24 protein-coding genes and 1 pseudogene are annotated in these 25772 nt (G+C 72.3%); 7 read left to right on the top strand and 18 right to left on the bottom strand.

The features are described 5' to 3' along the window. Positions 1 to 81: 81 nt before the first annotated feature. The 6 genes from C3492_RS12230 to C3492_RS12205 all read right to left on the bottom strand — a co-directional run bounded on the left by C3492_RS12230 (position 82) and on the right by C3492_RS12205 (position 5659). The gene (locus C3492_RS12230; RefSeq protein ID WP_103811766.1) at positions 82 to 663 is read right to left on the bottom strand and encodes a sugar kinase; all 582 of its coding nucleotides are present in this window, start codon (positions 661 to 663) and stop codon (positions 82 to 84) included. Continuing rightward, positions 660 to 1805 (bottom strand): ROK family glucokinase, encoded by a 1146-nt coding sequence (locus C3492_RS12225; RefSeq protein WP_014675863.1) that lies wholly within the window; start codon positions 1803 to 1805, stop codon positions 660 to 662. Before C3492_RS12225 ends, C3492_RS12230 begins: the two co-directional genes overlap by 4 nt. 141 nt (positions 1806 to 1946) lie before the next feature. Continuing rightward, positions 1947 to 2717 (bottom strand): ATP-binding cassette domain-containing protein, encoded by a 771-nt coding sequence (locus tag C3492_RS12220; RefSeq protein WP_103811765.1) that lies wholly within the window; start codon positions 2715 to 2717, stop codon positions 1947 to 1949. After that, positions 2714 to 3757, bottom strand: a complete 1044-nt coding sequence (locus tag C3492_RS12215; RefSeq protein ID WP_103811764.1) for an ABC transporter permease — start codon at positions 3755 to 3757, stop codon at positions 2714 to 2716. Before C3492_RS12215 ends, C3492_RS12220 begins: the two co-directional genes overlap by 4 nt. After that, complete coding sequence (locus C3492_RS12210) at positions 3754 to 4758, bottom strand: sugar ABC transporter substrate-binding protein (RefSeq protein ID WP_103811763.1); 1005 nt, start codon at positions 4756 to 4758, stop codon at positions 3754 to 3756. Before C3492_RS12210 ends, C3492_RS12215 begins: the two co-directional genes overlap by 4 nt. A 163-nt stretch (positions 4759 to 4921) precedes the next feature. Then, a complete protein-coding gene (locus C3492_RS12205; RefSeq protein ID WP_103811762.1) occupies positions 4922 to 5659 on the bottom strand; it encodes a GntR family transcriptional regulator in 738 nt (245 codons plus the stop codon). A gap of 130 nt (positions 5660 to 5789) precedes the next feature. Between C3492_RS12205 and C3492_RS12200 the strand changes: the two genes are divergently transcribed. After that, a complete protein-coding gene (locus tag C3492_RS12200; RefSeq protein WP_103811761.1) occupies positions 5790 to 6806 on the top strand; it encodes a Gfo/Idh/MocA family oxidoreductase in 1017 nt (338 codons plus the stop codon). A gap of 217 nt (positions 6807 to 7023) precedes the next feature. On the opposite strand, the gene C3492_RS12195 is transcribed toward C3492_RS12200, so the two are convergent. The 4 genes from C3492_RS12195 to C3492_RS12180 all read right to left on the bottom strand — a co-directional run bounded on the left by C3492_RS12195 (position 7024) and on the right by C3492_RS12180 (position 11224). Then, a complete protein-coding gene (locus C3492_RS12195; RefSeq protein ID WP_181140328.1) occupies positions 7024 to 8208 on the bottom strand; it encodes a cytochrome P450 in 1185 nt (394 codons plus the stop codon). A gap of 229 nt (positions 8209 to 8437) precedes the next feature. Next, a complete protein-coding gene (locus tag C3492_RS12190) occupies positions 8438 to 9016 on the bottom strand; it encodes a DinB family protein (protein WP_103811759.1) in 579 nt (192 codons plus the stop codon). Between the two features lie 161 nt (positions 9017 to 9177). Then, on the bottom strand, positions 9178 to 9861 hold the full coding sequence (locus C3492_RS12185) for a response regulator transcription factor (RefSeq protein WP_103811758.1): 684 nt from the start codon (positions 9859 to 9861) through the stop codon (positions 9178 to 9180). Positions 9862 to 9961: 100 nt separating this feature from the next. Next, the gene (locus tag C3492_RS12180) at positions 9962 to 11224 is read right to left on the bottom strand and encodes a sensor histidine kinase (protein WP_258055641.1); all 1263 of its coding nucleotides are present in this window, start codon (positions 11222 to 11224) and stop codon (positions 9962 to 9964) included. Positions 11225 to 11422: 198 nt separating this feature from the next. Here C3492_RS12180 and C3492_RS12175 point away from each other — a divergent pair, with 198 nt between their 5' ends. Further along, positions 11423 to 11623 carry a hypothetical protein gene (locus C3492_RS12175; RefSeq protein ID WP_103811799.1) on the top strand — a complete coding sequence of 67 codons (201 nt, stop codon included), beginning with the start codon at positions 11423 to 11425 and terminating at the stop codon, positions 11621 to 11623. A 105-nt stretch (positions 11624 to 11728) separates the two neighbouring features. After that, positions 11729 to 12115 carry a ribonuclease domain-containing protein gene (locus C3492_RS12170; RefSeq protein WP_103811756.1) on the top strand — a complete coding sequence of 129 codons (387 nt, stop codon included), beginning with the start codon at positions 11729 to 11731 and terminating at the stop codon, positions 12113 to 12115. 106 nt (positions 12116 to 12221) lie between these two features. Here the strand turns inward: C3492_RS12170 and C3492_RS12165 are convergent, their stop codons facing one another. From C3492_RS12165 to allB, 6 genes and pseudogenes are all read right to left on the bottom strand, one after another. Continuing rightward, positions 12222 to 14597 (bottom strand): MFS transporter, encoded by a 2376-nt coding sequence (locus tag C3492_RS12165; RefSeq protein ID WP_103811755.1) that lies wholly within the window; start codon positions 14595 to 14597, stop codon positions 12222 to 12224. Between the two features lie 235 nt (positions 14598 to 14832). Next, positions 14833 to 15530 (bottom strand): annotated as a pseudogene (locus tag C3492_RS12160) (EamA family transporter). A 123-nt stretch (positions 15531 to 15653) separates the two neighbouring features. Continuing rightward, entirely contained in the window at positions 15654 to 16295 is a 642-nt protein-coding gene (locus C3492_RS12155; protein ID WP_103811754.1) for a dihydrofolate reductase family protein, read from the bottom strand. Positions 16296 to 16431: 136 nt separating this feature from the next. After that, positions 16432 to 17247, bottom strand: a complete 816-nt coding sequence (locus C3492_RS12150) for an AIM24 family protein (protein WP_103811753.1) — start codon at positions 17245 to 17247, stop codon at positions 16432 to 16434. Positions 17248 to 17410: 163 nt separating this feature from the next. After that, on the bottom strand, positions 17411 to 18526 hold the full coding sequence (gene alc / locus C3492_RS12145; RefSeq protein ID WP_103811798.1) for an allantoicase: 1116 nt from the start codon (positions 18524 to 18526) through the stop codon (positions 17411 to 17413). A 53-nt stretch (positions 18527 to 18579) separates the two neighbouring features. Beyond that, entirely contained in the window at positions 18580 to 19920 is a 1341-nt protein-coding gene (gene allB / locus C3492_RS12140) for an allantoinase AllB (protein WP_103811752.1), read from the bottom strand. A gap of 274 nt (positions 19921 to 20194) precedes the next feature. Between allB and C3492_RS12135 the strand changes: the two genes are divergently transcribed. Both C3492_RS12135 and C3492_RS12130 read left to right on the top strand, forming a co-directional pair. Next, the gene (locus tag C3492_RS12135) at positions 20195 to 20992 is read left to right on the top strand and encodes an IclR family transcriptional regulator (RefSeq protein WP_103811751.1); all 798 of its coding nucleotides are present in this window, start codon (positions 20195 to 20197) and stop codon (positions 20990 to 20992) included. Positions 20993 to 21444: 452 nt separating this feature from the next. Next, the gene (locus C3492_RS12130; protein ID WP_103811750.1) at positions 21445 to 21867 is read left to right on the top strand and encodes a DUF6234 family protein; all 423 of its coding nucleotides are present in this window, start codon (positions 21445 to 21447) and stop codon (positions 21865 to 21867) included. Between the two features lie 7 nt (positions 21868 to 21874). On the opposite strand, the gene C3492_RS12125 is transcribed toward C3492_RS12130, so the two are convergent. Further along, a complete protein-coding gene (locus C3492_RS12125; RefSeq protein WP_103811749.1) occupies positions 21875 to 22228 on the bottom strand; it encodes a DUF5955 family protein in 354 nt (117 codons plus the stop codon). Positions 22229 to 22372: 144 nt separating this feature from the next. Between C3492_RS12125 and C3492_RS12120 the strand changes: the two genes are divergently transcribed. Together C3492_RS12120 and aceB are read left to right on the top strand one after the other, a co-directional pair. Continuing rightward, entirely contained in the window at positions 22373 to 22981 is a 609-nt protein-coding gene (locus tag C3492_RS12120) for an NTP transferase domain-containing protein (RefSeq protein WP_103811748.1), read from the top strand. 184 nt (positions 22982 to 23165) lie between these two features. Then, entirely contained in the window at positions 23166 to 24791 is a 1626-nt protein-coding gene (gene aceB, locus C3492_RS12115; RefSeq protein ID WP_103811747.1) for a malate synthase A, read from the top strand. Positions 24792 to 24843: 52 nt separating this feature from the next. Here aceB and C3492_RS12110 read toward each other — a convergent pair whose 3' ends face one another. Beyond that, a complete protein-coding gene (locus C3492_RS12110; protein WP_103811746.1) occupies positions 24844 to 25758 on the bottom strand; it encodes a HipA family kinase in 915 nt (304 codons plus the stop codon). Positions 25759 to 25772 lie beyond the last annotated feature (14 nt).

Below are 25772 nucleotides of genomic sequence, written 5' to 3'. Positions count from 1 at the left end.
CCGCCCGTGTGTCGGATCAGACGTCTTCGACTCTACGGGCGGGGTCTGACAATCGGCTCCGGAGGCGGGTGCCGGCCGTCGCTACGGGACCGTGCGGGAGACCACGAACACCATCGGATACTCCGGGTCGGACAGGTTGACGACCACGTCCTGGGTCGGCGCCGGGTTCTTCTGCTCGTGGGTGAGGCCCCACCAGGGGCCGCTGCCGCCGAAGGTCCAGCCGCTGACCTTGCGGTCGCGTTCGCCGATGGCGATGTCGTCCTTCTTCAGCTGGTCCCGGCGCACGCCCATGGCCTCAAGGAAGCTGTCCAGACCGGCGGGGTTGGTGCGGAACTGCACGTAGAGGCGGCTGGTCTTCCAGTTGTTCGTCTCGTAGTAGGCGACGTCGTCGGCGGGGTGCGGCACGGTCACCTGGTAGAGACGGCGCTGCACCTTCGACGGCCACCCCGGGGTGAGACCGGTCGCCGAGTACTTCGCCTCCTTGTCCTTGCCGCTGTCGCGGCTCTGGTTCGCGGAGATCACCAGGTAGCCGGCCGGGACGCCGATGAGGAGGACGATGATCAGCAGGGTGAGCGCCCGGCGCCTGGCCTTGTGGCGCGGGTCCTCGGCGGGCCGCTGTGGCTCGTCCGGCGGGCCGCCCTGGTGGGGCAGCGACGGTGTCATGCGGTGTCCCGGTCGCGGCGCGCCTGGGTGTACCGCTCGTAGCGCTCGTACCGCTCCACCCGGCGCCGCTTGGCCCGGCGGAACCGGCGGGCGACCAGCCGGGCCAGGTCGGCGGCGCCCACCATGCCCGCCTCGGGGCCGAGCTGGGCGCGGGTGATGCGGGCCTCGGGGCGGTAGCCGCGGCCGGTGAGGTGCCGCTTGAAGGCGTCCCGGGCCGGACCGATGAGCAGGTCGTCGGCGGCCGAGACGCCACCGCCGATCACGAAGCAGGACGGGTCGAGGGCGGCGGCGAGGTTGGCGATGCCGACGCCGAGCCACTGGCCGATGTCCTGGAGCAGCTCCACGCACATCGCGTCGCCCTCGCGGGCCAGCTCGGTGATCATCGGGCCGGTGATGTCGCCGATGTTGCCCTTGACGTGCTCGATGATGCCGTAGGCGACCGGCGAGTCGGCGGCGGCTAGCTCGCGCGCCTCGCGGACCAGCGCGTTGCCGGAGCTGTACTGCTCCCAGCAGCCGCGGTTGCCGCACGGGCAGCGGTGTCCGCCGGGAACGACCTGCATGTGGCCGAACTCGCCGGCGACGCCGAACTTGCCCCGCTTGACCTGGCCGTCCTCCAGGATGGCGCCGCCGATGCCGGTGCCGAGCGTGATCATGACCAGGTGGTCCTCGCCGCGGCCGGCGCCGAAGCGCCACTCCGCCCAGGCGGCCGTGTTGGCGTCGTTGTCCACCAGGACCGGTACGGAGAGCCGGCTGGCGAGGCGGTCGCGCAGCGGTTCGTTGCGCCAGGACAGGTGGGGGGCGAACAGGACGCGGTTGCGGTCGGCGTCGACCCAGCCGGCGGCGCCGATGCCGACCGCGTGCACGTCGTGCCGGTCGGACAGGTCCAGCACCAGCTCGACGATGGTGTCCTCGACGACCTTGGGGCTCTTGGACTTGTCCGGGGTCTCCGTGCGGAGCTTCTCCAGGATGTTGCCGTCGGCGTCCACGACGCCCGCCATGACCTTGGTGCCGCCGATGTCGATGCCGACGGTGGGGACACGGGGCGCGGTCAGGTGTGACCGGCGCTCGCGTGTGCCCACGGTGCGCAGGACGGGGGCTCGGCGGGAACCGATGGGGGCGGTGAGGTCGCGGTAGGTGCTCATCGGGCTCGATTGTGCCGCACGCTCACGCCGGGTGCCGCGCGGGGCCGGAGGACGGGGTGCGCGTCCGGCGCCGGGCGCGGGTGCGTCGTGGTGTGCCGCACCCACGCGGCGGAGCCGCACATCGGCACGGTCCCGCGCCCCTCAACTCCGTCGCAGTTCATGGCGGAGAGCGTCGAGGTCGGATCCCCCGGCCATCTGCTGGGTCAACTCGTCGAGCGTGATGTCGTTCCGTGTGTAGTGGCCCACCATGGTGCCGCGTCTCAACAACACGAAACGGTCGCCCACCAAGTAGGCGTGGTGCGGGTTGTGGGTGATCAAGACAACACCCAGGCCCTCGTCCCGTGCCGCCGCCACATATTTCAGGACCACACCGGACTGCTTGACTCCCAGTGCCGCCGTCGGCTCGTCCAGGACCAGCACCTTCGCGCCGAAGTGGACCGCCCTCGCGATGGCGACGCACTGGCGCTCGCCGCCCGACAGCGTGCCGATGGGCTGGTCGACGTCCCGGAGGTCGATGCCCATGCGGAGCAGTGCCTCGCGGGTGGTGCGGCGCATGAAGTCGGTGTCCAGGCGCTTGAAGGGGCCGGCGCCCTTGCGGGGCTCGGAGCCGAGGAAGAAGTTGCGCCAGACCGGCATGAGGGGGACGACGGCCAGGTCCTGGTAGACCGTGGCGATGCCCCGGTCCAGGGCCTCGCGCGGGGAGGAGAGGGTCGTCTCCTCGCCCTCGACGCGCAGGGTGCCGCCGTCGTGCTGGTGCAGGCCCGCGACGATCTTGATCAGGGTGGACTTGCCCGCGCCGTTGTCGCCGAGGACGCAGGTGATCTCACCCGCGTGGACCTCCAGCGAGACCCCTTCGAGGGCGCGGACGGTGCCGTAGTGCTTGCTGACGTCGGTCAGCTCGACGAGTGTCATGCGGTGGCCTCCGCGCGCTTGCGGACCCAGGCGTTGAGCAGGGTCGCGAGGAGCAGCATCGCTCCGAGGAAGAACTTGAACCAGTCGGGGTTCCACTCGGCGAAGACGATGCCCTTGCTGGTCATGCCGAACAGGAGCGCGCCGACGGCCGAGCCGACCGCGCTGCCGTGACCGCCGGTGATCAGACAGCCGCCGATGACGGCCGCGATGATGTAGATCAGCTCGTTGCCGACGCCCTCGCCGGACTGGACGGCGTCGAAGGAGAAGAGCAGGTGCTGGCCGGAGATCCAGGCACCGAACGCGACGCCCATGTAGAGGCCGATCTTGGTCCGGGCGACCGGGACGCCGACCGCGCGGGCCGCGTCCTCGTTGCCGCCGACGGCGAAGATCCAGTTGCCGGTGCGGGTGCGCAGCAGGATCCAGGAGGCGAGGGCGACCAGGCCCAGCCACCACAGGATGGTGACCTTGACCTCGACGCCGCCGACGCCGATCGTCGAGGCGAAGACGGCGTGGGCGCTGGTGAAGCCCTCCATGTCGGCGATGGTCTTGGTGGAGACCGTGCCGTCGATCAGCTTGGTGAAGCCGAGGTTCATGCCGGTCAGCATCAGGAAGGTGCCGAGCGTGATGATGAAGCTGGGCAGTTTGGTGCGGGTGAGCATGAAGCCGTTGAAGGCGCCGATGGCCAGCGTGACCAGCAGGGACACGCCCACGCCGACCCAGGTGTTCGCCGTCATCTGGTAGCTGAACATCGAGGAGACCAGCGCGGACGACGTCACCAGGACGCCTGCCGAGAGGTCGAACTCGCCGCCGATCATCAGCAGGGCCACGGGGACGGCCATGATCCCGATGGTCGAGGAGGCGTACAGGACCGTGCTGAGACTGGTGGCGCGCAGGAAGCCGTCGGCGGCGAACGCGAAGAAGACGAAGACGGCGAGGGCGCCGACGACCGAGCCCAGTTCCGGGCGGGCCAGCAGCTTCCGCAGCGGGGAGGTCTGCAAAATCCTTTCGTCGAGCAGTTTCTCGTCCGTGACCGCGCTCATCGGGTGCCCCGCTCGGTGTACTCCGCGAGGGCGGACGCCTGGTCCTTGGTGATGATCTGCGGGCCGGTCAGCACCGGACGGCCGCCGCCGAGCACGTCGCCGTTGTACTTGTACAGCCACAGCAGGTCGACCGCCTGGTAGCCCTGGAGGTACGGCTGCTGGTCCACGGCGAAGCCGAGGGTGCCGTTCTTCAGCGAGGCCGCCACCTTGGCGTTGAGGTCGAAGGTGTCGATCTCGGCCTTGCTGCCCGCGTCCGTCCGCGCCTTCACGGCGGTGTCGGCGTAGGGCGCGCCGAGGGTGACGACGGAGTCGATGGACTTGTCGGCCTGGAGCTTGGCCTCGATCGCGGACTGCACGTCGGGCATGTTGGTGCCGTTGACGTAGAGCTTGCGCAGCGTGCCGCGGAAGGTCTTGGCGACGCCGTCGCAGCGCTGCTCGTGCCCGACGTTGCCCTGCTCGTGCAGCACGCACAGGGCCTTCTTCTTCCCGCGCGCGTTCAGCTCGTCGCCGACGGCCTCGCCGGCGACGGTCTCGTCCTGGCCGATGTGGGTGAGGGCGCCGAAGGCCTTGGACTCCTCCGAGCCGGAGTTCACGGTGATCACCGGGATGCCGGCCTTCTCGGCACGGGCCACGGCGGCCTTCATGGCGTCCGGCTTGGCGAGGGTGACGATGATGCCGTCGACCTTCTTGTCCACGGCCGCGTCCACGAGCTGGGCCTGCTGCTGGGCCTCGTCGTCGTGCGAGTAGAGGAAGTTGATGTTGTCCTTGACGGCGGCCTGCTTCGCGCCGCTCTGCACGATGTCCCAGAAGGTGTCGCCGTCCCCCGAGTGGGTGATCATCGCGAAGGTCCAGCGCGGAGTGTTCACCGCCGCCCTGCCCTGGGCGGCGGCGGCCTTGCGGGCGTCCTCCGCCCGTTTGCCTCCGGTGCTGCTGCATCCCGCCAGGGACACGGAGAGTGCCCCCGCCAGCGCTATGCCTACCCAGGTCCGAAACCGTGCCACGAGGCCGTGCCCTTCTTGCCGTGTTCGTACAGACGCAAGGGGCCGTCGATCGCATCAGCGGCCCCAAACACTCCAGTATCGAACACGGGGAACACCCATGACATGACCGGGGAGCCCGCACGGGTCGCATTGTCCGGACATTGCGACGAAGGCGGTCGGCCGCTCAGGGGCGCACGAGGAGCTGGAACTCGAAGGAGTAGCGGCTCGGGCGGTAGGTGTGGTCGCCGAACTCCACCGCGCGGCCGGTGTCGTCGAAGGTGGTGCGCTGCATGGTGAGCAGCGGGGCGCCCTCGGCCTCGCCGAGCCGCTCGGCCTCGGTGGCCGTCGCGCCGCGGGCACCGATGGACTGGCGGGCGCTGTGCAGGGTGATCCCGGCGGCGCGCATCAGCCGGTACAGGCCGGTGGCCTCCAGCTGGTCCGTGTCCAGGTCGAGCAGGCCGGGCGGCAGGTGGTTGATCAGGTACGCCATCGGCTCGCCGTGCGCGAGGCGCAGCCGCTCGATGCGGTGCACGTCACCGCCCTCCGCGACGCCGAGCGCGGCGGCGACCGCGGCGGAGGCCGGGACGACCGTGTTGACCAGCACCTTCGTCGCGGGGCGCTGGCCGGCCGCCTCCAGGTCGTCGTAGAGGCTGCTCAGTTCCAGCGGGCGCTTGACCTGGCTGTGCACGACCTGGGTGCCCACACCCCGGCGCCGCACGAGGAGGCCCTTGTCGACGAGCGACTGGATGGCCTGGCGGACGGTCGGCCGGGACAGCCCGAGCCGCGCGGCCAGCTCGATCTCGTTGCCCAGCAGGCTGCCCGGGGTGAGGCTGCCGTGCTCGATGGCGGCCTCAAGCTGCTGGGAGAGCTGGAAGTACAGCGGCACCGGGGAGCTACGGTCCACACGGAGGTCGAGCGACACGGTCGGGTCCACATCTGGTTTCGGCACGGGCCCGAGCGTAACCCTGTGCCCGGTTGACGGGAAGTCGTGTAGTCCGGTTGTCCGGACATACGCATTGACAGCGCACGGGGTCGGCCCTCACTTTGTTTCCATGCGCATCGGGGTCATCGGTACGGGCCGCATCGGCACCCTTCACGCGAGGACGCTCAGCCGCCACCGCGAGGTCGGGTCCCTGATCCTGACGGACACGGACCCGGCGCGGGCGCAGACACTGGCGCACCGGCTGGGCGAGACGGCGGCGCCGGGCGTCGACGAGATCTTCCGGTGGGGCGTGGACGCGGTGGTGATCACCACGGCGACGGCGGCCCACGCCGAGCTCATCGGCCGGGCGGCCCGCTCGGGCCTGCCGGTCTTCTGCGAGAAGCCCATCGCGCTGGACCTGCCGGGCACGCTGCACGCGCTCGCCGAGGTGGAGACGGCCGGGACGGTGCTGCAGATGGGCTTCCAGCGGCGGTTCGACGCCGGTTACACCGGCGCCCGGGAGGCGGTCCGCGCGGGCCGGCTCGGCCGGCTGCACACCGTACGGGCCCTGACCTGCGACCAGGCCCCGCCGCCGGCGGAATGGCTGCCGCTGTCCGGCGGGCTGTTCCGGGACACGCTGATCCACGACTTCGACGTGCTGCGCTGGGTGACGGGCCGGGAGGTGACCGACGTGTACGCCGCCGGCTCCGACCGCGGCCCCGCGATGTTCCGGGAGGCCGGGGACGTCGACACGGGCGCGGCGCTGCTCACGCTGGACGACGGCACCCTGGCCACGGCTACGGCGACCCGGATGAACGGCGCCGGCTACGACGTCCGCATGGAGCTGGCCGGGGAGCGCGACACGGTGGTGGTGGGCCTGGACGACCGTACGCCCCTCGCCTCCACCGAGCCGACCGGTCCGCCGCCCGCGGACAAGCCGTGGGCGGGTTTCCTGGAGCGGTTCGGCCCCGCCTACGAGGCCGAACTGAACGCCTTCGTGGAGGTGGTGCGCGGCGAACGGCCCAACCCGTGCGACGGCCGCGAGGCACTGCAGGCCCTGCGTATCGCCGAGGCCTGCGAACGTTCCCGCCGCGAGCGGCGCCCGGTGGCACTGGCCGAGGTGCCGGGCGGAACGGGGACCCTGTAGGGCTGGTCGGTACGGCGCCGGGTCCGGGCGAGGGCGGCGGGGCGCGGCTCCCCGGTGGTGCCCGAGGGGCGCGCCACCGCGACCGGGGCGCGGACCCCGCCTCCGCGCGGCTGAACGTCGTACGTCGGCCCGGTGCCGGCCCGCCGCGCGGGTCGTCGGCCATGCCGACGACCCGGAACGCGGCCCTGCCGCGGCTGTGGCGTCCGGCCGCGCGCCGTCACCAGCGGACCGGCAGGCTTCTCACGCCTCGCATGAGCATGCCGGGCAGCCACTCCCCCGGCTCGCCGTCCAGGGTGAGGCCGGGAGCGCGGTCCAGGAGTGTGCCGAGCGCGATGCCGGCCTCCAGACGGGCCAGGGGTGCGCCCAGGCAGTAGTGGATGCCGTGGCCGAAGGCGAGGTGGCCCCGGGTGTCACGGCGGATGTCGAAGCGGTCGGGGTCGGCGAACCGGGCGCCGTCGCGCTGTGCGGCGGTGAGGCCGATCAGCACGTCGTCGCCCCGCCCGATGCTGGTGCCCGCGATCTCCAGCGGCTCGGCGGCGTACCGGTACGTCGCGTTCTCGACCGGGCCTTCCCAGCGCAGGGTCTCCTCCACCGCTCCGTCGAGGAGGGTCATGTCGGCGCGCAGGGCCGCCAGTTGGGCGGGATGGGTGAGCAGAGCGAGGACGGCGTTGCCGATGAGGTTGACCGTGGTCTCGTGGCCGGCGATGAGGAGCAGGTAGGCCATGCCTCGCAGCTCGTCCATCGAGAGCCGGTCGCCGTCCTCGGCGGTGGTGCGGATCAGGTCGCTGAGCAGATCGCCCGTGGGGCCCGCGCACCGCTTGTCCTCGATCAGCTCGGTGAGGTACTCGGCGAGGCGGACGGTCGCCGCGCGTTCGGAGTCCGCGTCGGTGGGCGCGACGACCTCGGTGGAGGTCTTCCGGAACTCCGCGCGGTCCATCTCGGGCACCCCGAGCAGCTCGCAGATGACCGTGATCGGCAGCGGGTAGGCGAGGGAGTCGATGAGGTCGGCGCGGCCGCGCGGCAGCATGTCGTCGAGCAGTTCGTCGGTGATCTGCTGGATCCTCGGGCGCAGTCGCTCGACCCTGCGCATGGTGAAGGCGCGTGCGACCAGGCCCCGCAGACGGGTGTGCTGCGGCGGGTCGGCGACGAGCAGGTACTTGCCGATGAGCTGCTCGTCCAGGGGCACGAAGCCCGTCCTGGCGCTGTCCTTCGCCAGCCGTTGGTCGGCGAGGGCGGCCCGCGCCTCCTCGTACCCCACCACCAGCCAGGTCTCCCAGGCTCCGCCCGGCATGGCGAGCCGGACCCGGTGGACGGGACCCCGCTCGCGCAGCCGCGCGTAGACTGGGTGCGGGTCCCGGCGGAGTGCGTCGCCGAACTCCGTCAGGTCGATCACTCGTTCCATGTCTCCCCCTGTGGACTGCCCGGAGGTCCCGGGCAGCGGCCGTCACCGGGACAACGCGCAGGGCGTCCGGATCGTGCCCGCCGGTCGGTACCCGCCGATCAGTGAAGCCGCGCCATCGTGAAGCAGCTGATCAGGGTGTGGTGGCGTGAGGGTCCACTGAAGCTCGCCACCACGGAGCATCCCGGAGTCCACGCAAGCAGCCGAAGCTCGATCGCCGGTCACCGGAAGGTCATGTGCGGCGCGGTACGGCTCCGTCCTGCCAGCGGTAGAGGTCGCGCAGCAGGGAGATCTCGGCGCCGTGGTGGATCAGCTCCCGGTTGACGTGGAGCACGATGCCCTCCATGGGAAACCGCTCGGGACCCACCGTGGGCGGATTCTCCAGGTCGGCGTCCGAGAGCTCGCGGACTCCCGCGTTCCATCTCCCGTACATCTCATCGAGCTGTTCCAGCGCCTCGTCAGCGGTCCCCGCGTAGGCGAATGTCCGGGAGTCGACGTCCTGGCCGCCGAAGTGCCATGCGACCCGGTAGCCCAGGCAGGAGACGATGATGTGCGCCAGCCGCCAGGCAATCGTGGTCACCGGCGCCGGCACCGGCACCGGGTGGGCGGACGCGGAGTCCGCGCAGTCCATCGTCCATTCACCCGAACCTGCCGACACCGGTGCGGCCGACGTGCCCCGAGGGCGGATGCTCCAGCAGCCGCGCACCGGCTCCCAGAAGTACTCCTCGTCGGCAAGACCGTGCAGCCGCGGCCGCAGGTTCTTGTGCCAGTGCCGGTCCAGCTGGTCCGCGAGCCGCTCGCTCCTTGTCATTTCCGCACACTACATACGACACATACGACGGAGACCTGGCTGCGCCCGTCGCCGGGAGTTGATGAGCCCTTCGGGGCCGCGCCGCAGCGAGCGGCTGTTCGACACTGGCGACCCGGCCGGCTGGGTCGGGTTCAATGACGTGTCGCCCCGTGCCCGCCCGTCTATGCCCCGTCGTCGGTGTCCTCCAACAGCCCCGCGTCATAGGCGAGCAGGGCGATCTGGACCCGGTTGTCCAGGCCGAGCTTGGCGAGGATGCGCGAGACGTGGGCCTTGACGGTGGCCACGCTGAGGAAGAGTTCGGCGGCGATCCGGGCGTTGGCGAGGCCGCGGCCGACGGCGACGGCGACCTCGCGTTCGCGGTCGTTGAGGACGGCGAGCCGGACACGCGCGCGGGTCCGCCGGGCGTCGGCGGCGGTACCGGCCGCGTGCCGCATCAACTGCCGGGTGACGGCGGGCGACAGCACCGGGTCGCCGGCCGCGACCCGGCGCACGGCGTCGACGATCTCGGCGGGCGGGGTGTCCTTGAGGACGAAGCCGGCGGCTCCGGCGCGCAGGGCGTGCAGCACCTGTTCGTCGGCGTGGAAGGTGGTGAGCACGACGACCTGCGGCGCGTCCGGCCGCGCACGCAGCCGTCGTGTCGCGGTGATCCCGTCCACCACCGGCATCCGGAGGTCCATCAGGACGACGTCCGGCCGGGCCCGCCGCGCCACTTCCTCGGCCTCCGCGCCGTCGGCGGCCTCCCCGACGATCTCGATGTCCTCGGCCCCGCCCACCATCAGCGCCAGACCGGCGCGTACGAGGGGGTCGTCGTCCACGAGGAGGAGTCTGATCGGCGTCGCAGTCATGGGGTCACGAAATCACGGGTGGGGAGGCGGGGCGGCGGGAACGGCCGGGAGCCGGGGGCACGCGTGCGCGTGCGTACGCCGGTGTACGACGCCGGCGCCCTCAGGCCCGCGGCCACGGCAGCCACCCGCGCACCACGAACCCCCCGTCCGGACGCGTGCCGTGTTCCAGGTGTCCGCCCGCGAGCGTGGCCCGTTCCCGCAGGCCGATCAGGCCCTGGCCGGAGCCGGGGACGGGTGGGACCTCGGCGGGTGGGGCGGGGTGGGCGACGGTGATCGTCAGGCCGTCGCCGGGCGAGCCGGTGAGGCGGAGGGTGACCTCGGTGCCCGGGGCGTGCTTGCGGGCGTTGGTCAGCGCCTCCTGGGCGATGCGGTAGGCGGTGCGGCCGACGGAGGCGGGGACGGTGGCCGGGTCGGTGACGCGGTGGTCGAGGGTGACCTTCATGCCTGCCTCGCGGCACTCGGCGACGAGGGTGTCCAGCGCGGCCAGCGTCGGCTGGGGACGACCGCCGGACGGTTCCTCGGACTCCCCGGTCCGCAGGACGCCGATGATCTCCCGCAAGTCCTGAAGGGCCTCGTGGGCGCTCTCCCGGATCACCCCGGCGGCCCGCGCCATCTCCTCGCGGGGCGCGTCCGGCCGGAACTCCAGGGCGCCCGCGTGCACGCTGAGCAGCGTGAGCCGGTGGGCGAGCACATCGTGCATCTCGCGGGCGATGGCCTCGCGGGCCAGCCGCTGCGCCTGCTCGGCGCGGAGCCGGGCCTCGGTCTCCGCCCGGTGCGCCCGGTCCCTGAGGCTCAGCATCAGCATCCGCTTGGAGCGGACGAACATGCCCCAGCCGGTGACGGACACGGTGAGCAGCGTGGTGAACGCGACGACGCCGGCGTAGGGCAGGTCGGGGTCGGGCCGTACCCAGTAGAACAGCGGGATGAGCGCGAGGTCGACGCCGCCGGTCCAGGCGACGTACCGGAAGGGCCGGTGTACGGCGAGCGTGAACAGGGCGACCATCGCGGCGCCGCCCGAGCTGTTGGACAGCAGGCCGACCGGGATCATCGCGACGGCGAGCCCGACGGGCCACCGGCGGCGCAGCCAGACGGCGCCGCAGGACAGGGCGCCCAGCGTCTGGTCGAGGACGGCGAGGGAGTGCGGCAGGCCGGGTTCCTCGGCGAGGCCCTGGGCGGCGGCCAGGCCGAGGACGACGGCCAGGAGGAAGCAGGAGAAGTCGACGACCCAGTCGCGTGCCGTGCGCCGCGGCCGTCGGCCGGGGGCCCCGGCGTCCGGGTCAAGCTCGTGGACGAGGGCGGAGGGGAACAACCACCGGCGGCCGGTGAACTCCCCTGGCGCCCGCGCCTGTTCGTCTTCGGTCACGGTCGCAATCTACGGCCGGATCGCGCCCTGCGGCCTTCCGCGCCCCGGATCACCGACCGAGCGACCGGGATCGTCGACCGAAGTCGCATCGACGTGGACTTCCGGATGCCGCCCGCCGGCGCGGGCACGGCCTTCGGACACGGGGCATCCGCCCTGTGGCCGATGCGTGGGTCCGGGCCGCGCGGCAAGAGTCGTGCTGTGAAACAGGTACTGGAATGCGTCGGATTCATCGCCCTGGTGCAGGGCGCGCTGGGCCTGGTGCACGAGTTCACCGACTGGCATGTGGGTCTCGTGCAGCGGATCGGCTTCCTCGACGGCTACGAGGTCTACGCGAGCGTCGCGCTCCTGTTGCTGGCGTTCGCCCTGTTCGCCGCGGCGGAGAGCGGGGGGTCCGACTGAGACTCCGGACACCGGGCCAACTGCGCGAGAACTCCTCGTACTTCACGGGAAATCCTTCAGGATTGTCATTGACATGCCACCTTCTACGCGCGTCATCATGAGGCCATGAGATTCCCCCCACGGATCACACGCATCGGTGCCGCAGCCGCTGTCCTGTCCGCCCTCCTCGTCGGCGGCACCGTCACCGCCACCCCGGCGGCCGCCACGGTCGGCAGCATCTGCCACAGCGACCTGCCCTCACAGGCGTACGACACGCTCGACCTGATCGAGCGGGGCGGGCCGTTCCCGTACGCGCAGGACGGGACCGTCTTCCAGAACCGGGAAGGCGTGCTGCCCGGCCGGCCGTCCGGCTACTACCACGAGTACACGGTGATCACGCCGGGCTCGTCCACGCGCGGCGCCCGACGCATCGTCACCGGCGACCGGTACCAGGAGGACTACTACACCTCCGACCACTACGCCACGTTCGACCTGGTCGACTTCGGCTGCTGAGGTCCGGCCCGGGCCCCTCGCCCCGCGTACTCCCCCACGGAGAACCCGGGCGCGGGGCGGAGCGGCCGGCACGGTCGCGCGGACCCCGTCCGTGCGACCGTCGGGACTACGCCTCCTTGTGGCTGAGCAGGATGTCGACTCCGGCCCGGCTGCCGTCCACGGTGACCTGCGTGGCCACCGGCGCGTACCCGGCGGCGATCACGGTGTACTGCTCACTGGCGAGGTCGGTGAAGGAGTAGCCGCCGTCGACGCTCGTGGTGCGCGTCCCGACGACGTTCCCGGCGGCGTCGATCAGGGTCACCCGGGCGTCCTCCAGCGGTCGTCCGTCCTGGGTGTGCACCGTCCCCCACAGGGTCGCCGCGGTGGACAGCCGGATGTCGCAGCGGGTGGTCTCGGCGGAGACGGTGGCCGGCACGGCGGCCGGGCGGTGACCGGGCGCGCTGACGCTGAGCGTGTAGTCGCCGGGCAGCAGGTCGCCGATCCGGTAGCCGCCGCCCGTACCGGTGGTCGCGGAAGCCGTCACGTCACCGTGCCGGTCGGTGGCCACCACCAGGGCGCCGGGAAGCACCTCCCCGTCCCCGCCGCGCACCGTGCCGGCCACGCCACCCGGGCTGGGCAGCACCACGAGGTCGTGGGAGACGGGCGTGCCGTCCAGGGTCAGCGTGGCGACCTGCGGCTGGTACCCGGACGCCGAGCCGATGAGGACCAGGCTGCCGCGCTCGGGAATGTCCACCGCGTACCAGCCGTCCTGCCCGGAGGTGGTGCGGGCGAGCTGGTGACCCGTCGCGTCCAGCACGGTGATCGCGGTACCGGGCACGGGTGCGCCCGCACCGTCCCGCACCTGTCCACGGATGGCCGCCGCACCGCCCGCACCGACGGCCGGGAGGGTGGCGGTGGCGGTCCGCCCGGCGGTCCCGGGCACGGTCTCTGCGGCGGCCGGGGCCACGGCGCCGGGTTCGGCCCCGGCGGCAGGGGTGGTCTCGGACCGGACCCGCCCCCCGGCGTCCTGTGCGGGCAGGCTCGCCCTCGTCCTGGCGCGGAACAGCAGCACGGTGACGAGCACGGCGAAGGCGAAGAAGCCGGCCGACCACCAGTAGGCGACGGTGTAGCTGTGCAGCGCCGCGTCGGCCTTGACCAGGGGGTCGGTCAGGTGGTGCTTCGCGTAGTCGGTGGCCGCGCTGGTGGCCAGCGTGTTCAGCAGCGCGGTGCTGATCGAGCCGCCCACCTGCTGGGTGGTGTTGACGGCCGCCGAGGCCACGCCCTGGTCACTCGCCCGCACCCCGAGGGTGGCGTAGCTCATGGCCGCGGGCATCGACATGCCGAGGCCGGCGCCCAGCAGCAGCAGCGGCGGCAGCACGTGCGGCGCGTAGCTGCTGTGCAGGTCGAGGCGGGTCAGCCAGACCATGCCGCCCACGGCCAGCAGCATGCCGACGGGTACGACGATCTTGGGCCCGATCCTCGGCACCAGCCAGTTGGTGGAGAGCTGTGCCATCACCATCAGCGCGCCGACCATCGGCAGGAAGGCCACGCCGTTCTTGACCGGCGAGTAGCCCAACGTCGACTGGAGGTAGTAGGTGAGGAAGAGGAAGACGCCGAACATCCCGGCGGAGGAGATGAGCACGGTCGACAGGGCGGCGGCGCGGTCCCGGTCGGCCAGGACGCGCAGGGGCAGGACGGGGTGCTTCGCACGGGCCTGCCAGAGGAAGAACGCCACCAGCAGCAGACCGCCCGCGGCGAGGAAGCCCCAGGTCATCCAGTTGTCCCAGTCGTGCGTCTCGGCGTTGGCGAAGCCGTAGACGACACCGAACAGACCGCCGGAGACCAGGACGGCGCCGAGGATGTCCAGCTTGGGCCGCTCGGCCGGGACGGAACGGCCGATGAGGACGACCGCGCCGATCAGCGCGGGAATCGCGATGACGTCGTTGACGTACAGCGTCCAGCGCCAGTTGAGGTACTCGGTGAGCAGGCCGCCGAGGACCAGGCCGACGGCGGCACCGGAGCCAGCGATGGCGCCGAATATGCCGAACGCCTTGGCGCGTTCCTTGGGTTCGGTGAACGTCGTGGTCAGCAGGGACAGCGCAGCCGGCGCGAGCAGGGCGCCGAACAGCCCCTGCACGGCGCGCGCGACGACCAGCATGGTGAAGCCGTTCGCGGCGCCGCCGACCGCGGAGGCGGCGGCGAAGCCGACGATGCCGATGATGAAGGTCGTCTTGCGGCCGAAGAGGTCGGCGAGCCGGCCGCCGAGCAGCAGCAGGCTGCCGAACGCCAGGGAGTAGGCGGTGACGATCCACTGCCGCCCGTTGTTGTCGAAGCCCAGGTCCTGCTGGGCGGAGGGCAGCGCGATGTTCACGATCGTGGCGTCGAGCACGACCATGAGCTGGGCGAGGCCGATCACGGCCAGCGCCCACCAGCGGTGCTTCGGCGGGGCATGGGTGTGGCCGGACGGCCCGGCCTGGACGGTGGCGACCGGGATGACTTCCACGATGGGACTCCCTGATGGTGCTCGGATTGCTCGGTTGTGCGTCAGCGCCGGCAGGACGACCGTGTCCCCGCCGCCATCGGTCCGAAACAGTTTCGTACTGCAAAGGTAGGCAATCGGGCAGCGAGACTCAAACGTTTCGATCGACCTCCGGAGGATGTGCGGCAGGTCACAGACCAGGGAATCGGTCAGTCTTTCGAGCCGCACGACCGACGTGCGCCATCCCCCCGCGCTCGGATCAGCCTCTCGCCCGGCGCCCCCACGCCGTCCCGGCGAGCACCAGCGCGCCGCCCACCAGGCCGAGCGCGCCGAGCCGGTCGCCGCCCAGCGCGATACCGGCGCCGGCGGCCCACAGCGGCTCGGTGCCGAGCAGCAGACCGACCCGCGAGGGAGAGGTGCGGCGTACGGCCCACATCTGCACGAAGAAGGCGAACACCGTGCACAGGGCCGACAGGAACAGCAGCCCCGCCCACTCCCGCGCGCCGAAGTCCGTCGCCGCGGTCCACGGCGCCGGTCCGCCCCCGGCGGCCGACAGCAGGGCGAAGACGACGACGGCGGAGCCGAGCTGGACCGTCGTCAGCGGCAGCGCGCCGGCGTCCTGTACGGCCCTGATCCGGGACATGGCCAGGACGTGCACGGGTGCACCACCCCGTACGTCTCCAGCAGGAAGACCCCGGCGAGGACCAGCCCGAGCAGGGCCGCGCCGCGCCACTGGGCGCCGGTGAGCGCGCGCAGGGCGCGGCGGCCGGCGAGGGCCAGGGCGGGAAGCGCGAGGGCGAACCGCAGCACCAGGACGGCGAGCACCGTCCGGGGAGTGGTGATCTCCTTCGCCGCGAGGTAGCTGGCGCCCCAGCAGACCGCGACGAGCAGCAGGGGCAGGTCGGTGTGCCAGGCCCGGCGGGGCGCGAGCGCGGCGGGCACGGCGAGCGAGGACATCGGTGCGGCTCTCCCGGTCTCCGGAAAAGGGGTGCGGAGACAACGGCGGCTCGCACGGGACGCGCTCACCGTACCGACGCGGACGATCTTCGGCCAGGCCCTTCGGCCCGGCTGTTCCCCGGGTCAGGCCGGCTCGGAACCGGCCTCCTCGGGGAGGTCGTACGTGCCGTACTCCGGGCTGCCCGCCAGGTCGTACGTCTGGATGGAGATGCCCGAGCCGGTGACATGGCCGGAGCGGTGGGTGAAGCGGGTGGGGAGCGTGCCTTCCGTGAACAGGCGGCGGCCGGCGCCGAGGACGACCGGGAACGTCAGCAGGTGCAGGGTGTCGACGAGCCGGAGGTCCAGCAGCGAGCGGACCAGGGCGCCGCTGCCGTGGATCTGGAGTTCGCCGTCCGTGCGCTCCTTCAGCGCGGTGACCTCCTTGGCGAGGTCGCCGGAGACGACGGTGGTGCCGGCCCAGCCGGGTGCCTGGAGGGTGGCGGAGACGACGTACTTCGGGAGCGCGTTGAGCTTGCCGGCGATCGGGTGGGCGGGGTCGGTCACCTTCGGCCAGTAGGAGGCGAAGATGTCGTACGTACGGCGGCCGAGCAGGAAGCCGGCCGCGCGGGCGAAGACCTCGGTGATGTACCTGCCGGAGTCGTCGTCGGCGAGCGGGAAGCTCCAGCCGCCCTGGTCGAAGCCGCCGGTGGTGTCCTCCTGAGGGCCGCCGGGTGCCTGGTGGACGCCGTCGAGGGTGACGAAGATCGTGGAGACGAGCTTGCCCATGGCGGGTGCCTTCTTCCGGGTGCGGGGTCTGCGGTCGACAGGTCAGACCCCGCGCCCACCCGCGACTCATCGGTCCGGCCGCGTGTCCCCGGGCCGTGACTCACCGGTCCGGCCGCCGGCCCGGGCAGAACCCGGCTCAGCCGGCGTGCGTGGAGAACAGTCCGCCGGTCGGGCCCTGCTTGTCGCCGCCCTGGGCCTTCTTCAGGGCGTTGGCGAGGCTCTCGATGGTGAGGGACTGGAGGATCACCCGGCCGTTGCCCTCCAGCGTGGCCAGGGACAGGCCCTCGCCGCCGAACACGGCGTTCATCAGGCCCTGGCGGTTGAGGCCGCCGACGCGCTGGACGCCGTACTGGATGCCCTCCTCGAAGGCGACCACACAGCCGGTGTCGACCTCGATGCGGCCGCCGAAGTCCGCCGGGTTCAGGTCGATGAAGTTGCCCGCGCCCGCGATGATCACCGTTCCGTGTCCGGTGAACTTCTCCAGGACGAAGCCCTCGCCGCCGCTCATGCCGGTGCGGCCGCCGGCGAAGGCGATGCCGAAGTCGACGGTGGACTCGGCGGCCACGAAGGCGTCCTTCTCGGCGAACCACGCGCGCGTGCCGTCCAGCTCCAGGGCGCGCATCTCGCCGGGCAGCACGCCCGCGAAGCCGACCGTGCCCTCGCCGCCCTGGGCGGTGAAGTACTGGAAGGCCAGCGACTCACCGGCGAGCATGCGCTGGCCGACCTGCATGGCGGTGCCCATGGCCTGGCGGAGCAGACCGCCCATGCCGCCGCCCGAGCCGCCCTGCTGCTGGCCGCCGCTGCCGGACGGGCCGGACAGCCGCGTCTCCATGGTCACGTTCGTGGTCTTGAACAGGAACTTCCCGGCCTCGCAGTACACGGTCTGGCCGGGGTGCAGGTTGACGACCGCCATCTGCATGGCGTTGCCGACGATCTCTTGCTTAAGGGTCACGTGGGGAGAACGCGAAGGGAGGAGGGAAGAGTTCCGGCAGCCCGGAACAGGGGTCCGCGCGGGTGACGCGCGGGAGACCCCGGTGCTGTCCGGCCGGGACGTCCCACGCGCGTGGACGGGCATCGGCGCGCACACGCGCGTGGGAAGGGCGTCAGCGCGGGGATCAGCCGCCCAGTTCCTGGTGGCGGGCGGCGAGGCCGCTCGCGCCCTGCTCGGTCAGGGAGCCGAACAGGCGCAGGCGGGAGATGCCGCCGTCGGGGAATATGTCGATCCGCGCGTGGGTGCCGACCGCCGGCTCGGGCAGGACGAAGCGGTGGTCGGTGTCCGGCTGGAGGCGGGTGCGGGGCAGGATCTCCCGCCACTCGCCGTCCTCCCCGTCCTTCACGGACACCGAGGCCCAGCCGGCGCTGTTGCCCTTCAGGTAAGCCGTGTCGATCTCGATCGCGCGGATCTGGGACCGGGCGACGAGCCGGTAGCGGATCCAGTCGTTGCCCTGGTCGCGGCGCCGGCGGGTCTCCCAGCCGTCGTCCATCTTGCGGGAGCGGCCCGGCTGGATGGTGTTGGTGGCCGGGGAGTAGAACAGGTCGGAGGCGTCCTCGACCCGGCCGCCGTTCTCCAGGGCGACCACGTCGAAGGTGCCGAGGACCGCCAGCCACTCGGGATCGGGGACCACCTCGCCGTACACGCGCAGGCGGGCGATGCCCCCGTCGGGGTGCTGGTTGACCCGCAGGTGCGTGAAGCGCTGCTCGACGGAGACGGCGAAGCCGTTCGCCGCGTGGCCGCCGACGGCGGTGCGCGGGACGATCGTCGTCCACTTCACGTCGTCGCCCAGCAGCTCCTCCGGGGACGGCGAGCCGGGTACGGACGCGGCCTCGACCGAGACGGCCTGCGGGTAGTTGCCGCGGAAGTGGGCGGTGTCGACGACGATCCCGCGGATCACACCGGGCGCGCCGAGGCGGACCAGCGCCCAGTCGTGGTCCTCGGCGGTCGGCCACGGGTGCTCGGCTGAGGCGCCGCGCCGGCGGCGGGTCTCCCAGCCGTCCATGATCTTGCCCTTGTGCCCGAAGTGCTCGGGGTCGAACTCGGCCCGCTCGGGCACCAGCAGGTTCTCCCGCTGGGCGAAGAACTCGTCGTTGGCGGCGATGACACCGGCGCCGAGCCGCCGGTCGGCGAGGTTGGCGTACCGGGTGAAGGGGAAGTCGGCGGTGCGGTAGTCCGCGTACGGGTCGCCGCCTCCGTAGGGGTTCGCGTCGCCGGTGAAGCTCTCAGTCGCCGTCACGGTGATCAGTGGGTCCTCTCTGCGGGTCGGCCGGGTGCGGTTGCGGTGGTGGGTCACTGGGGGCGGGCGAGCAGCGTGCCCCGCGGCGCGGTGAACTCGCCGTCGGCGACGATGCGTTCGCCGCGCAGCCAGGTGGACTGGACGACGCCGTACAGGGTCCGGCCGGCGTAGGCGGTGACCGGGTTGCGGTGCTGGAGGCCGGCCGGGTCGACGGTGAAGGTCTCGTCGGGGGCGAGGACGGCGAAGTCGGCGTCGTGGCCCGGGGCGATGGCGCCCTTGGAGGCGCCGAGGCCGACCAGGCCGGCGGTCCGCGTGGACATCCAGCGCACGACGTCCTCCAGGCCGTGGCCGCGCTCGCGGGCCTCGGTCCAGACGGCGGACAGGCTGAGCTGGAGGCCGGAGATGCCGCCCCACGCGGTGGCGAAGTCGTCCCTCTTCAGGTCGGCGGTGGACGGCGAGTGGTCGGTGACCACGCAGTCGATGGTGCCGTCGGCGAGCGCCTCCCAGAGCAGGTCCTGGTTGGCGGCCTCGCGGATGGGCGGGCAGCACTTGAACTCGCTGGCGCCGTCCGGGACCTCCTCGGCGGTCAGGGTGAGGTAGTGCGGGCAGGTCTCCACGGTGATGCGGACGCCCTCGGCACGGGCGGCGCGGATCAGTGGCAGGGCGTCGCTGGAGGACAGGTGCAGTACGTGCACGCGCGCGTTCAGGCGCCGGGCCTGTGCGATGAGGTTCGCGATGGCGGTGTCCTCGGCGTCGCGCGGGCGGGAGGCGAGGAAGTCGGCGTACCTGGGGCCGCCCTGCTGCGGGGCCGCGGCCAGGTGGTGCGGGTCCTCGGCGTGCACGATGAGCAGCCCGTCGAACCCGGCGATCTCGGCCAGGCACTGAGCGAGCCGCTCCTGGTCGAGGTGCGGGAACTCGTCCACGCCGGACGGGGACAGGAATGCCTTGAAGCCGAAGACGCCGGCGTCGTGCAGCGGGCGCAGGTCCTTGAGGTTGTCGGGCAGGGCACCGCCCCAGAAGCCGACGTCGATGTGTGCCTTGTCCCGGGCGACGTCCTGCTTGATGCGCAGGTGCTCGACCGTGGTGGTCGGTGGCAGGGAGTTGAGCGGCATGTCGATCAGGGTGGTGATGCCACCGGCCGCCGCCGCGCGGGTGGCGGTCCAGAAGCCCTCCCACTCGGTGCGGCCGGGGTCGTTGACGTGCACGTGGGTGTCGACCAGGCCGGGCAGCAGGACGTGGTCGCCGACGTCCTCCAGGCGGGCGGCGGCCGGGACCTCGGCGTCGTACGGCAGGACGGCCGTGATCGTCCCGGCGGACACGGTGACGGTGGCGGCCCGTGTCCCTTCCGGAGTGATCACGCGCGTGGAGCGCAGCACCAGTTCAGCGTCGGACACCCGAACCCCTCTCTCTACCGCCGTTTTACGTCCAGGAAACGGGATTTACACCCACGTAACGGACTTCAACGTTCTGTTGAAGGAGTCTTCACTCCCGCTCCCCCGCCGTCAAGAGGCACACTTCTGGGCGGCATCGAAGCGCCATCAGGTCTGGACGTTTCCACAAAGCGGAATTAGAATTCCAGCAAGCAGAACGTAGCTACGTACAAGCAGGGAGTCAACCGACTGCCGGGTAGGCTTCTGCTCTCCCCGCCAGTCCCGAAAGGAACGCGCCGTGCCGACGTCCAGCGCCAGCACCACCGACTCCGCCAAGCCCTCCGCCGCCGGCGGGGTGCAGTCCCTGGAGCGCGCCTTCGACCTGCTTGAGCGGATGGCGGACGCGGGCGGCGAGGTGGGGCTGAGCGAGCTGTCCGCGGCGAGCGGGCTGCCGCTGCCGACCATCCACCGGCTGATGCGCACGCTGGTCGCCTGCGGTTACGTCCGTCAGCAGGCCAACCGGCGCTACGCCCTCGGGCCCCGGCTGATCCGCCTCGGCGAGTCCGCCTCCCGGCTGCTCGGCACCTGGGCGCGGCCGTACCTGGCCCGGCTGGTGGAGGAGACCGGCGAGACGGCGAACATGGCGCTGCTCGACGGGGACGAGATCGTGTACGTGGCCCAGGTGCCCTCGAAGCACTCGATGCGGATGTTCACCGAGGTCGGCCGGCGGGTGCTGCCGCACTCGACCGGCGTGGGCAAGGCGCTGCTGGCCGGGGTGCCGGACGACGAGGTGCGGGCGCTGCTGGCCCGGACGGGCATGCCGGCCGCCACGGAGAAGACCATCACCACGCCGGAGGGGTTCCTGGCGGCGCTGGAGGAGGTGCGGCGGCTGGGCTACGCCGTGGACGACAACGAGCAGGAGGTCGGGGTGCGGTGCCTCGCGGTGTCCGTGCCGGACTCCCCCACGGCGGCCGCCATCTCCATCTCCGGACCGGCGGGACGGGTCACCGAAGCGGCCACGGAGAAGATCGTGCCCGTGCTCCAGCAGATCGCCGACGAACTGTCGGCCGCACTGGTCAGCCAGAACCAGGGCTGACGGGGGTACGGCGCCGGTACGTCGAGTGCCGCCACCGCGAGGAGGCCGTCGCCCACCCCGACGGCCAGGGCTGCCCCGTACGGCGTCGGGGGCTGGCCCGCGCGACCTCGGGAGCCGATCAGCACGACCTCGGGGGCCGATCCGCACGACCTCCGGAGCTGCCCCCTGCGACGCCGAGAGCTGATGCCTGTGTCCAGGGAGGCCGGGGCGTCCGCTTCGAGGGCGACGGGCACTCGGGTCCGTCCGGCTCGCCCGGCCACGGCGAGCCCGCGGCCGCTTCAGAGGACGCCCTGCACGACGTCCGGCACCGCCTGCCGCCGCCGACCGGTGCCGGACCTCCCGGGCACGCCCCGGCGGCGGGGGCACCGGGCATCGCATCTGCGTCCCGGCTCGCCCCCGGCTGAGTACCCGTGCTCATGCGCCCCCTCCGCCCGCCCGGGCAGGGTGGCGGTATGGACCTCCCCGTCGCCCCGCCCGCCTTCGACGCCACCGACGGTCCCGGACCCCACCGCCGCGCCGACCGGGGGGCCGATGTCGGAGCCGGGTGCGGGCTGGTGTTCCTGGAGCTGGTCGCCCTGGTGGTGATCTTCGGGCTGTGGGCGTTGTCCGGGTGGACTTTCGACACGGCCGAGACCGCCACGACCGACCCCTTGTGGAACTACCTGGCCGCGGCCGGCGGAGTCGGCGTCCTCGCCCTCGTGGCGGGCCTGATCGCCGCGCGGGCCGGTGCCGTCGTCACGGTGGCCACCCAGGCCGTCATGGCCACCCTGGTGTGCCTCATCGTCTTCGGCGGGGCCGCCGCGCAGTCCCACCAGGACCAGGTCTGCCGGGACATGCCGTCGGCGGCGGGCTGCCGGGGCGACGAGCGGCCCTAGCGGACGGTCAGGCCCCGGCGTCCGGATCCGCCCGGCGTCGCGGGGCCCGGTCACGGGGCGGTTCGCCGAACAGGTCCACCGCGTCGCGCACCTGGGACAGCCCCCGGGCCAGCGCGCTCACCGAACCGATGGCGCCGGCGACCAGCAACAGGGAGCTGCGCAGGCGCGGGATCTCCGGCAGGCCGCCGGCGGCCATCGCGGCCAGCGCCGCGAGTTCGTCCTCCGCTATCACCCGGTCGGGGAAGTCCGCGGGCAGCGCGGCGAGTTCGCGGCGCAGACGGGACACCGCGGTCCGCAGTTCCGCCACCCTAGGGTCCTCGTCGCTGCCGGTCACCGGCCTCTGCCCCAAGCTCCGCAACACAGCCCTCCCCCCTGACACGCCGTCGTGCGCGGGCCAGTAAACGCCACCCCGTGCGGGAGCGCCACAGCGCGGACCGAATTTCAGCCCAACGGAAGCGGCGCCGGAAAACCGGCCGAATCCACGGCCGTCGGGTATGCAGGACCCATGACGGACAACCAGGATCTCCAGGGGGGTGTCGCGGGGCTGCTGCTCGCCGCCGGCGGCGGCAGACGGCTCGGCGGGCGCCCCAAGGCACTGCTTCCGCACCGGGGCCGGCCCCTGGTCGAGCACGCGGTCGGGGTGTTGCGCGCGGCCGGGTGCGAGCGGATCCACGTGGTGCTGGGCGCCGCCGCGGACGAGGTCCGGCAGCGCGCCCGGCTCGACGGCTGTGTGCTGGTGGACAACCCGGACTGGGCGGCGGGCATGGGCTCCTCGCTGCGCGCGGGGCTGGCCTCCCTCGCCGGTACGGGCGTCCGCGCGGCCCTGGTGAGCCTGGTCGACCAGCCCGGCATCGGGCCGGCCGCGACGGCCCGGGTGCTCGGCGCCTGCGAGGACGAGACGTCCCTGGCCTCGGCCGCCTACGCGGGGGTACGCGGGCATCCGGTGCTGTTCGGTGCGGCGCACTGGGCGGGCATCGCCGGGACGGCCACCGGGGACCGCGGGGCGCGGGCCTATCTGAAGGCGCACGAGGGGGAGATCCGGCTCGTGGAGTGCGCGGACGTCGCCGAGCCGTACGACATCGACACGGAGGCCGACCTGAGCCGCCTGCGGTGACCGGGGTGGCACGGGGCGCCACCATGCCTCGACCCGGAGAATCTCGACATCAACAAACCATTGAACTTCCACGATGAGGAAACTACTATCCACTGATCAGAAGCGCCTGTCCGCACAGTCGGCGCTCACCGTCCTGTTCGTGCCCCTTGGCACGAGGTGCCACCGCTGAAGGAAGTGACAGCTCATGTCCGCACCAGCGCCGTCCCCGCTGGCCATCGTCGACGCCGAGCCCCTGCCCCGGCAGGAGGAGGTCCTCACGGACGCGGCGCTCGCCTTCGTGGCGGAGCTGCACCGGCGGTTCACCCCGCGCCGTGACGAACTCCTGGCCCGCCGGGCCGAGCGCCGCGCCGAGATCGCCCGCACCTCCACGCTCGACTTCCTGCCGGAGACGGCCGCGATCCGCGCGGACGACTCCTGGAAGGTCGCCCCGGCCCCGGCCGCGCTGAACGACCGGCGCGTCGAGATCACCGGCCCCACCGACCGCAAGATGACCATCAACGCGCTCAACTCGGGCGCGAAGGTCTGGCTCGCCGACTTCGAGGACGCCTCTGCCCCCACCTGGGAGAACGTCGTCCTCGGCCAGCTCAACCTGATCGACGCCTACACCCGGAACATCGACTTCACCGACGAGCGCAGCGGGAAGTCGTACGCCCTGCGGCCGGACGAGGAGCTGGCGACCGTCGTCATGCGCCCGCGCGGCTGGCACCTGGACGAGCGGCACCTGGCCGACGCCGACGGCCGTGCCGTCCCCGGCGCCCTCGTCGACTTCGGCCTGTACTTCTTCCACAACGCGCGGCGGCTGCTCGACCTCGGCAAGGGCCCGTACTTCTACCTGCCGAAGACCGAGTCGCACCTCGAAGCCCGCCTGTGGAACGACGTGTTCGTGTTCGCGCAGGACCACGTCGGCGTCCCGCAGGGCACCGTCCGCGCCACCGTGCTGATCGAGACCATCACGGCCGCGTACGAGATGGAGGAGATCCTCTACGAACTGCGTGACCACGCCTCCGGGCTGAACGCCGGCCGCTGGGACTACCTGTTCTCCATCGTGAAGAACTTCCGTGACGGCGGCCCCAGGTTCGTCCTCCCGGACCGCAACGCGGTGACGATGACCGCCCCGTTCATGCGGGCGTACACCGAACTCCTCGTCCGCACCTGCCACAAGCGCGGCGCGCACGCCATCGGCGGCATGGCAGCCTTCATCCCGTCCCGCAAGGACCCCGAGGTCAACAAGGTCGCCTTCGAGAAGGTCCGCGCCGACAAGGACCGCGAGGCGAACGACGGTTTCGACGGCTCCTGGGTCGCCCACCCCGACCTGGTCCCGATCGCCATGGAATCCTTCGACAAGGTCCTCGGCGACAAGCCGAACCAGAAGGACCGCCTCCGCGAGGACGTCCACGTCGAGGCGGCCGACCTGATCGCGATCGACTCGCTCGACGCGAAGCCGACGTACGCCGGGCTGGTCAACGCCGTCCAGGTCGGCATCCGGTACATCGAGGCCTGGCTGCGCGGGCTCGGCGCGGTCGCCATCTTCAACCTGATGGAGGACGCGGCCACCGCCGAGATCTCCCGCTCGCAGATCTGGCAGTGGATCAACGCCGGCGTCGAGTTCGAGAACGGCGAGCGCGCCACACCGGAACTGGCCCGCAAGGTCGCCGCCGAGGAACTCGACGCCGTCCGCAAGGAGATCGGCGAGGAGGCCTTCGCCGCCGGGCACTGGCAGGAGGCGCACGACCTGCTGCTGCGGGTGGCCCTCGACGAGGACTACGCCGACTTCCTCACCCTGCCGGCGTACCGGCAGCTGCGCGGCTGAGGCCAGCCCCGTCCGAGTGACCCCGGGGGACGTCCCGGGGCCACTCGGCGGGTCATCCGAGGTGCACCGACCAGTCCTGTTCCGCCGCCGGCTTGCCGTGCAGGTCGGGCACCCGCTTCAGCCAGTCCGGCCGGCCCGCCTGTGTCTTCCGCGCGCGGGCGGCCTCCTCGGCGGCCAGCTCCTCGCGGCTCGGGAAGTCGGTGGGCAGCCACTCCGGGGAGAGCCGCACCCGGTCCAGGAGGTAGCCGACGTAGGCGTCCCGGACGTCGTCGGGCGTGGCGAACCCGGCGTCCTCGGCGAGCCAGGCGTCCGGCACCTCGGCGACGATCGCGCGCAGCAGCTCCTCGGTCACCCGGGGCGCCAGTTCGGCGTCGGCGGCGCGCACGTCGGGGCCGTAGTGGCCGAGGGCGTGGTGCCGGAAGTCGTACCGCCGGCCCGGGGCCGTGGTGTCCCAGCGGTGGTGGAAGACGAGGGCGGCGCCGTGGTCGATGAGCCACAGGCGAGCGGGCGCGGTCCCGAGCGTGGGCCAGACCATCAGGTTGGAGCTGTGGACCGTACGGTCGACGTTCACGGTCAGCGCGTCCAGCCAGACGATCCGGCCGGCCTCCTGCGGGTCCACCGGGAACGTCCGGGCGATCTCCGGGGTGAAGTCCCGGGCGCCCGGCAGATAGTCCATGCCGAGGTTGACGCCCGCGCTGGCGCTGTGCAGCTCGCGCACCTCCTGGTGTTCCTCCCCGGCGGCGATGGCCGGGTCGAAGTGCACGAGGACCAGCTCGGGGAAGCGCAGGCCGAGCGCGCGGGCGAGTTCACCGACGATGATCTCGGCGACCAGCGCCTTGTGCCCCTGCGCGGAACCGGTGAACTTCACGACGTAGGTGCCGTCGTCGTCGGCCTCCACGACTCCGGGCACGGAGCCGCCGGAGTGGAGCGGGGTCACGTATCGAACAGCAGTCACGTCGCGCAGCACACCGGCCAGACTAC

This window comes from Streptomyces sp. Ru62, from assembly GCF_002920615.1.
GTDB lineage: Bacteria > Actinomycetota > Actinomycetes > Streptomycetales > Streptomycetaceae > Streptomyces.
This window is presented reverse-complemented; position numbering and strand designations above follow the sequence as displayed.